General features: G+C 43.4%; 12 protein-coding genes and 1 pseudogene. 8 read left to right on the plus strand and 5 right to left on the minus strand.

Annotated elements, in window-relative coordinates; translation table 11 throughout:
* Positions 1-43 precede the first annotated feature (43 nt).
* Both dkgB and V5298_RS12820 read left to right on the plus strand, forming a co-directional pair.
* Positions 44-846, plus strand: a pseudogene (gene dkgB, locus V5298_RS12815) (2,5-didehydrogluconate reductase DkgB).
* A 98-nt stretch (positions 847-944) separates the two neighbouring features.
* On the plus strand, positions 945-2,213 hold the full coding sequence (locus V5298_RS12820; RefSeq protein ID WP_332931845.1) for a DUF445 domain-containing protein: 1,269 nt from the start codon (positions 945-947) through the stop codon (positions 2,211-2,213).
* A gap of 17 nt (positions 2,214-2,230) precedes the next feature.
* On the opposite strand, the gene V5298_RS12825 is transcribed toward V5298_RS12820, so the two are convergent.
* Together V5298_RS12825 and recN are read right to left on the minus strand one after the other, a co-directional pair.
* Positions 2,231-2,587, minus strand: coding sequence for an outer membrane protein assembly factor BamE (locus V5298_RS12825; RefSeq protein WP_332931846.1), 357 nt, complete (start codon positions 2,585-2,587; stop codon positions 2,231-2,233).
* A 139-nt stretch (positions 2,588-2,726) separates the two neighbouring features.
* Entirely contained in the window at positions 2,727-4,409 is a 1,683-nt protein-coding gene (gene recN / locus V5298_RS12830) for a DNA repair protein RecN (RefSeq protein ID WP_332931847.1), read from the minus strand.
* A gap of 482 nt (positions 4,410-4,891) precedes the next feature.
* Between recN and V5298_RS12835 the strand changes: the two genes are divergently transcribed.
* Positions 4,892-5,356, plus strand: coding sequence for a DUF4262 domain-containing protein (locus V5298_RS12835; RefSeq protein ID WP_231519411.1), 465 nt, complete (start codon positions 4,892-4,894; stop codon positions 5,354-5,356).
* A 120-nt stretch (positions 5,357-5,476) separates the two neighbouring features.
* Positions 5,477-5,758: a hypothetical protein gene (locus tag V5298_RS12840; RefSeq protein ID WP_007991282.1), complete on the plus strand. Its 282-nt coding sequence runs from the start codon at positions 5,477-5,479 to the stop codon at positions 5,756-5,758.
* Between the two features lie 59 nt (positions 5,759-5,817).
* Here V5298_RS12840 and V5298_RS12845 read toward each other — a convergent pair whose 3' ends face one another.
* Positions 5,818-6,774 (minus strand): IS110 family transposase, encoded by a 957-nt coding sequence (locus tag V5298_RS12845; protein WP_231519407.1) that lies wholly within the window; start codon positions 6,772-6,774, stop codon positions 5,818-5,820.
* 353 nt (positions 6,775-7,127) lie between these two features.
* Here V5298_RS12845 and V5298_RS12850 point away from each other — a divergent pair, with 353 nt between their 5' ends.
* A complete protein-coding gene (locus tag V5298_RS12850; RefSeq protein WP_332931848.1) occupies positions 7,128-7,583 on the plus strand; it encodes a hypothetical protein in 456 nt (151 codons plus the stop codon).
* A 151-nt stretch (positions 7,584-7,734) separates the two neighbouring features.
* Here the strand turns inward: V5298_RS12850 and V5298_RS12855 are convergent, their stop codons facing one another.
* A complete protein-coding gene (locus tag V5298_RS12855) occupies positions 7,735-8,505 on the minus strand; it encodes an NAD(P)H-dependent oxidoreductase (RefSeq protein ID WP_332931849.1) in 771 nt (256 codons plus the stop codon).
* 121 nt (positions 8,506-8,626) lie between these two features.
* Here V5298_RS12855 and V5298_RS12860 point away from each other — a divergent pair, with 121 nt between their 5' ends.
* The 3 genes from V5298_RS12860 (at position 8,627) to V5298_RS12870 (ending at position 11,375) form a co-directional block, all read left to right on the plus strand.
* A complete protein-coding gene (locus V5298_RS12860) occupies positions 8,627-9,523 on the plus strand; it encodes a LysR family transcriptional regulator (RefSeq protein ID WP_332931854.1) in 897 nt (298 codons plus the stop codon).
* A 967-nt stretch (positions 9,524-10,490) separates the two neighbouring features.
* Positions 10,491-10,916 carry a hypothetical protein gene (locus V5298_RS12865; RefSeq protein ID WP_332931850.1) on the plus strand — a complete coding sequence of 142 codons (426 nt, stop codon included), beginning with the start codon at positions 10,491-10,493 and terminating at the stop codon, positions 10,914-10,916.
* Positions 10,917-10,973: 57 nt separating this feature from the next.
* Entirely contained in the window at positions 10,974-11,375 is a 402-nt protein-coding gene (locus V5298_RS12870; protein WP_332931851.1) for a GFA family protein, read from the plus strand.
* A 179-nt stretch (positions 11,376-11,554) separates the two neighbouring features.
* On the opposite strand, the gene V5298_RS12875 is transcribed toward V5298_RS12870, so the two are convergent.
* Positions 11,555-11,961, minus strand: a 407-nt coding sequence (locus tag V5298_RS12875) for a cupin domain-containing protein (protein ID WP_332931852.1), incomplete at its 5' end; no start/stop codon positions are given.

Raw genomic sequence — 11,961 nt, forward strand, 5'->3', positions numbered from 1 at the left:
CAAAACACGCTGTCACACGCTATTGAACAGGAGAAAACAGATTATGCAAACCATGCCTCAGTTAGGTGCCGGAACATATCGCTTAACAGGTGACGTAGCCTTCCGTGCTGTGGGTGATGCTATTTCAGTGGGTTTCCGTCATATTGATACGGCACAGTTTTACGGTAATGAAGAACAAATTGGTGATGCCATTAAAACGTCGGGACTATCCAGAGACGATTTTTTTATTACCACCAAAGTGTGGTTCGAAAACCTAGACGAAACCCGCTTTATCCCATCTGTGCACGAAAGCTTGAGTAAATTAAAAGTCGATCAGGTAGATTTGCTGCTTATTCACTGGCCGTCGCCAGAGCAAAAAGTTCCCATGAGCACCTATTTGCCCTCTTAAAACAGGCCAAAGAGGAAGGGCTGACCAAGAAGATTGGCGTATCTAATTTTACCATGGCGCAAATTGATGAAGCCGAATCCATTTTAGGGGTAGGGGAGATTTTTACCAATCAAATCGAACTGCACCCGTTTTTCCAAAATCGTCAAGTAGCGGCCCATTGTAAGGAAAAGAATATCGGTGTAACGGCCTATATGCCGTTTGCAGTGGGAAAAATCATGAAGGATGCAACACTTAATGCAGTGGCGGAGAAATTCGATGCCACGCCCGCACAGGTTGTATTAGCATGGTTGGAGGAAAAGGGGATCCACGGGATCCCGTCGTCGACCAACAAAGCCCACCTTATCGCCAATATGGAATATGGTAAAGTGAAGCTAAGTAAAGACGATATTCTCCGTATTGACGACCTTGATAATGGCGAGCGTATTGTTGATCCCGATTTTGCACCAGACTGGGATTAACCCCACCTTGGTCAAGGATGACCTTTTGGAAATGCGGTTTACAGAACGTAAAGGAATAGCCACTGAATACTTCAATATTAGATAAAAAGCATCAGCAATTGCAGCGGGCAAAACGCATTGCATTGTTGTGGCTGGTGGGCGCGGCCTGCATATTTTTGCTAACCACGGTGGCGGAACTGCGCCATTGGCTCATGCCCTGGCCGATCTGGGCAGGGTTAATTAAAATGGCATCGGAAGCGGCGTTAGTGGGCGGTTTAGCCGACTGGTTTGCCGTAACAGCCTTGTTTCGTCCTATTCCATCGCGTTATGCCATACCCCATACCAACATCATTGCGCAAAATAAAGTGTCGGTGGCATCTAACCTTTCCTTGTTTTTAAAAGAAAAGTTTTTTAACGCGCAAACGGTGAGTCAGCTGATTGAAAAAAGCCAACCGGCCCAGGGATTTGCCCGCTGGTTAAAGCAAGCCGACAACGCGCAGCGTCTAAGCCAGTTTATGGCTACAACCGTAGCAGAGGTAGTGCGAGTGCTGGACGATAAACCCATTCAGCAAATGCTACTTTCGGGGGTTAAGCGGGCATTACGGAAAATGGATATGTCACCGTTAGCAACGGGGATATTAAAAGTATTGACTCGGGATGGCCGACATCAAGATGTACTCGACCAACTTTTACTGAAAATAGCCGCAGTGGCAAAGCAACCTGAAAGCCAGGCTTTTATTGCTCAAAAGCTGCACCTGTATTTGAAAGAAGAATATCACCGTCTTGAGAAAATATTGCCCACTTCGTGGTTAAGTGAGCAGGGGGCTGAGATTGCTTCAAAGGCCATTGCTAGTATTCTCAATGATATTGCCGATGACCCAGTGCATCCGGTGCGAGAGCACTTTGATCTCTATTTGGATGATTTTATTCAGAAGATGGATGCCGACCCGGCAATGGCAAACAAGCTTAATTCGCTGCGGGATCAACTAGTCGAAAATGACAAGCTTCATTTGTATCTTGCACAGATTTGGCAAGATACGAAAACTTGGTTAATTGAAGACGTTGGCGCCCAAGGTGGGCAGTTTTCCAGTAAATTAGGGGAAGCGTTTCAGAAGTTGGGACAAGCTATCGAAAATGATGAAGCACTTGCAACGGCAATCAATGGTCATGCCGCCGAGGTGGGGCGTAAAGTGGCGCCAGAAGTGGCAGACTTTTTAACAGGGCATATTCGAGACACCATTATTGCTTGGGATGACAAGCAAATGGCCGAACAAATTGAACTTAATATTGGCAAAGATCTTCAAAAAGTTCGCATAAACGGCACCTTGGTGGGTGGCCTAATCGGTGCCATCTTGTTTATGCTTGAAAACCTCATTCGTCTTATTTAAGCGAATATGGGTAAGGGTTATTCATCAAGTGGTGTATTAAAGTCTTCTGACAATTCAAAATCACCTTCAACAGAGACTAAATTGTTTCCTTCGAAGTTTAATATCAATTTTTTCTGGAAATCTTTTCCGCGTTTTTCCATGCCGCGTTTCATATCGTATACGAAATACCAGGTATCGTTATCGAATGAATCTTGTACCACTGGATGCCCGAGAACATAGATGACCTGTTCTTTTGTCATATTAATGCGCAATTTTTTTACGTCTCGTTCATCAAGATAGTTGCCTTGCGGAACATCAATGCGATAAATCCAGTTAGTGCAGGCGGTCGAAAACAGTACAGCAGTTAATAAAATAGTGATTCGATACAACTTCATGCGTGAGCTTGTCCAGTTTATGCTTAATTATAGTTACGGGCACTACACTATTTAGTCACTCAGTACTTCAATAGTGAGCTGCCCTAAAATAATGCGCGACAGCATGCTACCCAATCAGTTATGACCAATCAACTGCTTATTAGTTCGATTCCGCACTTTCCAGAAGTTCTTTTGCATTTGCTAACGCGCTTTCGGTGACTTTATCGCCAGCTAACAAGCGCGCTAACTCGTCAATACGATCTTGTCGTGTAAGGGCCAGCATTTGTGTTTCGGTGGAATTGGCGTCACTGTATTTGGTTACAAACAATTGATTATGCGCTTGCGCCGCAACTTGAGGTAAATGTGTAACACACAGTACCTGACTATTCATACCTAATTTACGTAATAGTGCACCGACAATGGCTGCAGTAGGCCCGCTGATACCGGTATCGACTTCATCAAAAATCATGGTAGGTATGCCGTGCTGACTTTGCGTGAGTACCTGAATGGCTAAGCCAATACGGGATAATTCACCGCCCGAAACCACTTTTTCCAGTTTGTCGGCTTCCTGGCCAGGATTTGTAGACACTTTAAAGGTAACGTCATCTAAACCGTGAGGAGTAGGCGGCTTGTCGTCTCTCATTGTAACCTGCAAGTCTACTACCGCGTGGGGCATGTTCATTTGTCTTATTTGATCTTCAATCGCCGTGCCTAACTTAGCGGCAGCAATTTGTCGCGATTTGCTTAATTTTTTGCATGCTGCCATGTAGCATTGTTTGGCTTCCACTACCGCTTCAGACAATGCTTCCAACCTGTTCTCGTCATTGGCTAGGGTTTTAAATTCACTGACAAGTTGCTGGTGGTGTTCATATAAGGCTTCCGGGGTTACGGCATGTTTTCTGGCTAACTCCATGGCCTTACTGTAGCGGCTTTCTACCTGTTGTAAGCGAAGAGGGTCGATTTCCAGGCCATCACAGTACGCCCGCAGTTCACTTGCCGCCTCTTCTACCTGAATGGATGCCTCGTTTAAAAGGGCGATAATGGGCGTTAATGCAGAATCGTGGGCTTCCAGCTCAGACAGTTTATCCAGACCACTTTGAATAATAGACAGCGCGTTACCTTCGTCGCTTTCATAAAGGTGATAGAAGCTAGTTTGAGCCTGCTCTAGCAGGGTTTGACCATGGCTTAACCGGCGATGCTCTTTTTCCAATTCAACAAATTCATCTTCGGCAAGGGCGAATTCATTTAATTCTTCCACCTGGTAGCTTAATAACTGATGCCTGTCGGCCCGTTGTTCGGCTTTTTCCTGCAGGGTTTTTAGTTCGTGTTGTTTTTCTTTCCAAAGCTGGTAGGTGTTGCGTACATCCGCTTCTAATTGGCTATGCTGAGCGTATTGATCAACAAGCTTACGCTGGTAATCGTCTTTTAAAAGTTGCAAATGGGTATTTTGCCCGTGTATAGCAATAAGATACTGACCAAAAGCTTTAAGCTGCTGTAAAGACACCGGACTGCCATTAATGAAGGCTTTAGAGCGGCCTTCCCGTGAAATAACCCGGCGAATAAAACAGCTGGCATCATCATCGTCAACCAATGCATGTTCTTCTAACCAATTCACGGCAGCAGTTTGGTTACGCAACGAAAAATGGGCCACAATTTCGGCTTTGCTGGCCCCTTTTCTTACCGAAGCGGCATCTGCCCGCTCGCCCAGACACAAACTTAACGCATCAATGGCAATGGATTTCCCGGCACCGGTTTCGCCAGTGATGGCCGTTAAGCCTTCTTCCAAATTGACAGTGAGTTGTTTAACAACCGCGAAGTTTTTAATTGATAGATTAACAAGCATATGTTCACCGCAGTATATTTATACAGTACGTGTAAATATATACAGTATTTGTGAGAAGTAAAGTGTAAATGTGTGCCAAAAGGTGAAAATTTCACCATCCTCAGGCCGCTACCGGTTTGCGATATTTTTCGTCACTGCCAACGACAACATAACCTGCGTTTAGGGGTACAGGTAGCGTAACTAGGCGATATGACATACCAAACCTAATCGTGGGGGCTATTCGTAAGGGCAGTCATTCATAAGCAAGAACATTTTTTACTGCTTTTTGATGAGAGAGAACATCGGCCAGTTTTTTACAAGGTGAGATAAACTGGAACCATGCCGCACTAATAAAATAACTTTAGCGTAAACGGGTAAGATATTGATGCTGTAACTTATTTATGTAAAAGTTAGAGGATTAATAGTGTGATATATGGAAATACTCCGCACCGCATTGAGGATTTTTTCCGTATAATAAATTGTTATATTTCACGGAGATTTTAGTGGACGAAAGGGATGAGAAGGCACTGAGTGACATCGAAGAATTTGGATGTCACGTATTAAAAGTTATGGAAGGGGATGGAGAACCCTGCTTTAGCTATTCGATTGGAATCAACAAGCAACAAAACAAACCGGATTTAATTATTGTCGGTCTCAAGCTTGATTTGGCTCACTCTGTTATTAATAACTATAAAAATCGTTTACTTGCAGGTGAAATTTTTGAACCTGGTAAATACTATTCTGATTTTCTTGGTGGTTTTGATGTTTGTTTCATAAAAGTGGACAAATCACATTACGAAGAATATTTAGGCTGGGGACTGTGGCTACATGATGGTGATGATTTTGATATGTTACAAATGATATGGCCAACAACTGATGGTTTTTGGCCTTGGTTTGATGACAGATCAGAATATTATAGGTGGGCACAGCCCGTATTAAATGAGACCGGAGCACTAAGTGAAATATAACAAAACGCTGTTGGCACTCCCTTCGGTCGTTGGGACGCAAACACGGGGCCGCTTCGCGATTATAGCCCCGTGCCTGCGCCCCAAAGCTTAGCGTTATATGCCACCAGGAAAACCTAACTCATGGTTTACTTATTAGCTGGGATTGTGTGTGTTCATTTGGCTTGGGCATTTTTTAATACTCTAGCTGTTAACAGCACATTGTTTATCAATAATAGCTCTCGAGCTATTACCTTACTTGTTAATTGGCTTATTCCAATAGGTGGCCCTGCTATTACTTTGGTTGTCCTTCGCTCAATAAACCCTAAAGTAAAAGGTCGCAATCCTGTTGCGGACGGTTCTGGTAGTAGCAATCTATATTCGGGGAATGAGGGTTCAGATTCTGGTGGTGGCTGTGGTGATTAACGTAGCTAAACTAGGTTGTATTTAAAATGGCTTATAACAAGAGACTATGGCGTCAATAGTTAATTCAGAGCCTTTGGCGCTTCCCACATCACGCCATCTCTCAACATTGAATTCAGTACTATTACCATTTTTCTGACACAAGCAATCAAGGCTACTTTTTTTGGTTTTCCCCCGCTAACTAACTTACCGTAATAAGATTTAAATACAGGGTTTGATTGAATCGCTGACATCACAGCCATAAATAGTACTGTTCTTACTTGGTGCCGGCCACCCTGTATTTTCCGATGCCCTTTATATCTTCCACTTTCTTTGTTGATCGGTGCAACTCCAACTAAAGCTGCTGCTTGTTTGTTTGTCATATAACCAAGCTCAGGTAGATTACTTATTATCGACGCAGCTGCAACTTTTCCAACACCATTCATGCTCTGAAGCAGTTGGTCTTTCGCTTTAAATTCCGGCGTCGACTCAATCATCTTCATGATCTTTTCTTCGACCTTTTTTATCTGATTGCTTAAAGCAGTTAATATCGGCTTTATCGTCATCGCAAGGTCTTTCGGCATGATTTGAATTCTATTCTTTTCCATTGTTTGCATGGAAAGGAGTTGATTGCGACGCGTTACTAAATCGCTCATAGCGCGCATGGCTTTGGGCTTTAGCTGAGTTAAGTCAGGTTTTATCACCTCACTAAAATGCGCTATTAGTTTAGCGTCGAGCTTATCAGTTTTAGCTCGTCGCCCTATAGCCCCAGCAAACCGTTTTATGTGAACTGGGTGGGCAATGACAAACGGAAGTTTAGCTTCGGCGCACGCCATTGCAAAAGGCATTTCTAGCCTGCCCGTCGCTTCAACAACTATTCTTTCGGGCTGATATTTTTTGAGTTGGACAATCGCTTCTTTGATCCCTATTTCATTATTTTCTACAGAGAAAAAGATATCCAAAGGCCGGATGTAAATATCAAGCTGTGACTTGCCAGTATCTACCCCAACGTTAATTTTTTGCTTTGTAATAGTGTTCATAATAAGCTGACTCTTGCTTGCATAATGCGGGTTCGAGACCCAGTAGACTATTCGAGTGTGGTGCTTGGAGTCCTATGAGGCGTTCTTTCTTGTTATCGGTCTCTCAATTGAGGAGCCAAAAATTAATCGAACTGCCAAATAGAAAGCTTTAGTTGCTGCTAAAGCCTGGGTCTCACAATACCCTAAATTGATAAAAAAGGATTTAAGTTAGGTGAGTTATTATCCATACAAAAAAATTAAGCACGCCCGCTGCGCGGGCTGGAACGCAAATATGTGGGCTGCTCACTTCGTTCGGATTTTAGCCCACATGTCTGCGCCCCTTAAACGGAAGTTATGCATTTAAAGGATGGATTATGAAAAAGATTTTTTGGGTATTTCTCATATTGGCATTTTTGTTCTTAAACGAATACCTTTCCAAATTTTTACTTGCTATATTCGTTGGCAACTTGGAGTTTTCACAAGCAATTGAGCGGACTTTTCAATATGCTACTGCTAAAAGCTATTTACTCTCCGCTGCCTTTCGCATAATACCTTTTGTCGCAATAGGTCTATTTGCTGCAAAATCAAGTGTAACTAAGTCTATCATCGGTAAAGTAGGGATTTGGATTATTACTCTCTTTGCTATTTCATTTATCCTATACGGGTACTTAGGAATGCAACACTCATTATTTACAGATGAACATACCTCTTCAACATCTGCTCTAGCTTTAATCTGGATACCGATCTGGGCATTTTTGTTTGTAGTTGTTGGGGCTGTTGCTTTGGTTGTTGTTTCAAAAATCGCAAACTTTTTTCAAACACATGCATAACAACCCAATCAACACACTCACTGCGTTCGCTGGGACGCATACACGCGGGGCGGCTTCGCCATTATGCCCCACGCGCCTGCGCCCGCTATTGGAAAGTTAGGGGCAGCTTCTTAAAACTTATCTTCCGATATTTTTATTTTCACATAGACGATTAATTGTCTATGTGAATAGACTGCCCCGACTTTCCTGAACAGATATGATCAGAAAGAATTCCACCCTGATAATCACCACTGTTCTGACGTCGAAACGGAATGGGTGCCTCATTAAAAATATGCTCAAGACGAGAACGCCAAACCGCAAATTCTTTTTTAGCTGCCGTTATTTCCAATTTTCCGGTTCCATAAACAGCATGGGTAGGTAACACATCAAATCCCGGGAAGAAGAGTGCGCCGTGAGTAATTGGAAATAATAGTTCGTCTAGTGGTCCATTAATACCTCGAGGGGCATAGTCTTCCGCTGGGCCGCCCACCATAACCGACAGTATAGCTCGCTTGCCTTTGAGAATCCCGTCTCCATAACGATAACGGTTTCCTTCGCCTTTATACCCGTAGGCAAATCCGTATGCATAAACTCGGTCTATCCAGCCCTTTAGAATAGCTGGCATCCCATACCACCAAAGTGGGAAATGAAATATGACTATATCAGCGGCAAGCAGCTTACGTTGTTCAGTGGCTATGTCCAAGGTTTGCTGGTCGGTTGCATAAGCATTCTCAGACTCCTGGATAAAGTCGAGCCGGTTCTTGTTAATGCGGTTTGGAAAGTCGCTTTCGTCAAAAATCGCTTTCCATCCCATACCGTATAAGTCTGATTGGAGGATGGTATGACCTCGCTGCACTAACTTTTGTATCGTTTCCCTCACGAATTGGCAAGTTAGGGATGTAGACTCCGGATGTGCATATACAACTAGTACTGTCTTTGGCATTGCTCTTTTCCTCAATTGGTTTTAACGAGTGAATTACTCGGTTTTTGTAGAAACAGAGCGCAGCATGCAATAGAATCAGGTATTTGATAAATTGAAGTTTTTTTAGATAGGGCAAAAGGATATCGATACCAAACGGTTAGATCTCAATTTACTAGCAACGTTGGAGGCATTACTTGAAGAGCAAAATGTCACCAAGGCTGCTGTTCGTTTACATTTAAGTCAGCCTACAGTCAGCGCACAGTTGAGCCGACTACGGGATATGTTTAATGACCCGCTACTTATTCCGGCCCAGCGAGGAATGATTCCAACGGCAAGAGCTTTGGAGTTACGCTCTCCTTTGCACAGTGCCCTAGATCAGGTGCGGGATACGCTGACAATACACCAGCACTTTGAACCTACCCAAGCAAAGCTAACCTTGATATTGGCTTGTACCGACTACCTTCAAGCTTTACTCGGATTGTCTGTTGTTAAAGAGTTGAGACGGAAAGCTCCAAATATTAGAGTTGGATTACGGAATCTGGAACCAACGCGATTGGAAGCTCAGATGGCAGACGGCGAAGTGGATCTTGCTCTCATGACACCGAATGAAGCACCGCCTTTTTTACGTTCCAGGCATTTATATGATGAAATCTATGTGCTTGTTGGGCGCCGAGATCATCCGCATATTTTTGATGGGATGATGATTGAAGATTATGTTCAGCTTGAGCATGTTGTTGTTTCGCTCAGTGGAGGCAATTTTTATACATCCATTGACCAGATTTTGGAAACGCTGGGGCACTCACGCAAGGTTATTTTATCGGCTGCTTCATTTCTGCTTATCCCCGAGCTCGTCTCTCAATCAAACCTTGTAGCGCTGGTGCCGCAACGTTTAGTTGCTGAGCGCAAAGATCTGAAAGTAGTAGAGTCTCCTATTAAGTCGGCAGGATTCTCAGTTGGTATGGTGTGGCATGAGCGCAATCACGGTCACAGTGCGCACCGCTGGATACGGGAAGTGATAAACCAGACGATTACCTGTTAACATAAATGCATAACAAATTGCTGCACACGGAAAAATTACTCGCTACGCTCCTTATTTTCCGGTGAGCAAGGCGTTAGCTGCCAAAATGTGAATCAAGTTTATCTAGACGTTCTAAACCTTTCTTTTTGTCTCCAGTAGCAGCAATCGCTTTAAATCTTACCTTAGTTTCAAATTCAGCTATCCCTTATGTAGACAACTCGTCTATCAATTTGTTTAAGCTCAACTTCTTATGCGCAGCCAAAGCCTTCAATGGATTATGCTTATTGCCTTTATCATTTAAATTTGGCCAGCAATAAAGTCATCAAACTGGTTTCCAAGGGGAATGCCGGTATTTTTAGCCATTCGCTTTTTCTAAGTACCAATATATACCGAATTATGGTTTCAGTGCATTGTAAGTCAATAGCGCACAGCAAACAGTCTAAGAGTGATTCGCAACGCGTGGTATTCGTTTGGTGGTTCATTGGCAGCGCAGTTTTCTTCGTTTCAGCAAACGTAATTTGTAAAAATACTTGTCGTTTAATTGCTGGTTGTTTAAGGTAAATTAAAACAGGGAAGTGAATGATATTTAAACAGACGTTGTGGCACATGGCAGCAAAACTGCAACCGTGAGGTGATTGGGCTAACAAGGCGCATCATCGCACTATAACGCGCAGTTCTTCTTTTGTTTCTGCAAATGAATCTTCAGGTTCAACGGCAGCAAGGGAATGGCCCAACAAAATTGATACTTTAACGCTAAGTAAAAGTAGTGGTAAAGGGCCTCCTGTTGGTTATTTTATTAAGTAGTATTAGTGTAGATACAGCTAACAAGAATTTAAAGCGGGGCAAAAAACACTTGGTTACTTTTCGTTTGGGCGACATATCGTACAATTAAAAGATAAAATTTCGCCATGCCTGTCTATATTATCGAATCCGCTCTAATTTATGAGGGGATCGTTCGATTCTGACGTTATAGTTACAAGGAGAGTGTATGAAATCGAGAATGTTAATTGGCGTTATTGGTGGCGTTTTTACCTTAATTGTTTTTGGGTTGGGCTTCTTTTCGGCGTTCCTCATTAACTACTCAGCTCAGGCAAATACTTACACGAAAGAGCATGTGGACAATGGCCGTTTTATGCTACAAGCTCTCAAAAACATAGAAGAAGGGAATGTGGAACAAGCTAGATTGTTCCTGCGTGGCCAAGTATCTGCAAAAGTACTCATTGTTGATTCAATAAAGACCCCACTCACTAGCGACAGAGACGTTGAGTTAATTGAAAATTTCTATAGCGATGTAATTCAATATTTTGATTCCCAAGGCGGCTTTAACGAAACAATGCAGGTAATGGAAAATGGTGTTTGGGTAACAAAGCCTACTCCTACAATGGAAATCCTCAAGGAATTCTCGGAAAAGTGAACTTAGCAAGTCATTGTGTCTTTGTGTGCGTCATATGTAGGCTATAGAGGAAATCGAATGACTAAGCATGTTGGTTCTTGCCTATGTGGCATCGTAAAATTTGAGGTTCAGGGGGACTTCGAAAGTTTCTACCTGTGTCATTGTCAGCATTGTCAAAAAGATACGGGGTCGGCTCATGCTGCAAATTTATTCTCACAGTCAGCTAAAGTGGTTTGGCTGTCGGGTGCCGATGCAGTGACGACCTTTACGCTTCCAGGCACTCGTCATAACAAGAGCTTTTGTAAGGTGTGTGGGTCGGCATTGCCAAGTACGCAGATCCCAGGATTACTCGTCGTTCCGGCGGGATGCTTAGATACTGAAATCACTATGGCACCCACAGCGCATATCTTTTCATCCCGAAAAGCTGATTGGGAAGAGGGCTTAGGGGATGTGCCAGAATTTGAGGGTTTGCCAAAGTAAGCATCTATCACCCAACCCCACGGGATGCAAAAACGTGGCGGCCACGTCACTTCGTTCCTCATCTAGCCCATGCATTCCCCCTTCTAACTAGAGTGTTATTTTTTGGGAATGACCTTCTTAGTAACGGTGAAAAAGCCGACTAAAAGAAAACACCAGTTTTTAAAGCTAAACATGATAATTTACTCCGTTAACTCAACATGATCGTCTGGCACAAATGCCGGGGACACCACCGCGTAGAACACCAGATCGCTGTGCGCTTTAAAACGGTATTTCACCATGGGGGGCAGCAACACAACGGCATTGGGTACCAGATCATGTTTATGCCCATCCACAGTGACTTCGCCACTTCCACTCACCACAATAACGACTTCGGTGTTTGTTTTATTGTAACTCAGTGGCAGTTTTTCACCGGCCTGCATAGTGACTTTGGCAACACTGGTGTTGGCATTGATTACCGGCCCGTTAAGGCCAATCATTTCCTCGATATTGATCGGAGGCGCTGGGTTTGCCATATGCTTGTCCTGCTTTAAATGCTTATCTTCGTCGGGGCGGGTGAGGGCGATAATGCGTTTGGTCTGCTGTGGAT

The sequence above is a fragment of the Alteromonas sp. 14N.309.X.WAT.G.H12 genome, from assembly GCF_036697315.1.
In the GTDB taxonomy this organism is placed as follows: domain Bacteria; phylum Pseudomonadota; class Gammaproteobacteria; order Enterobacterales; family Alteromonadaceae; genus Alteromonas.

Bases quoted from the DNA above. Each gene is read 5' to 3' on its own strand.
- V5298_RS12825 (WP_332931846.1), bottom strand. From the start codon at position 2,587: ATGAAGTTGTATCGAATCACTATTTTATTAACTGCTGTACTGTTTTCG.
- recN (WP_332931847.1), bottom strand. From the start codon at position 4,409: ATGCTTGTTAATCTATCAATTAAAAACTTCGCGGTTGTTAAACAACTC.
- V5298_RS12840 (WP_007991282.1), top strand. From the start codon at position 5,477: ATGGTTTACTTATTAGCTGGGATTGTGTGTGTTCATTTGGCTTGGGCA.
- V5298_RS12845 (WP_231519407.1), bottom strand. From the start codon at position 6,774: ATGAACACTATTACAAAGCAAAAAATTAACGTTGGGGTAGATACTGGC.
- V5298_RS12850 (WP_332931848.1), top strand. From the start codon at position 7,128: ATGAAAAAGATTTTTTGGGTATTTCTCATATTGGCATTTTTGTTCTTA.
- V5298_RS12855 (WP_332931849.1), bottom strand. From the start codon at position 8,505: ATGCCAAAGACAGTACTAGTTGTATATGCACATCCGGAGTCTACATCC.
- V5298_RS12865 (WP_332931850.1), top strand. From the start codon at position 10,491: ATGAAATCGAGAATGTTAATTGGCGTTATTGGTGGCGTTTTTACCTTA.
- V5298_RS12870 (WP_332931851.1), top strand. From the start codon at position 10,974: ATGACTAAGCATGTTGGTTCTTGCCTATGTGGCATCGTAAAATTTGAG.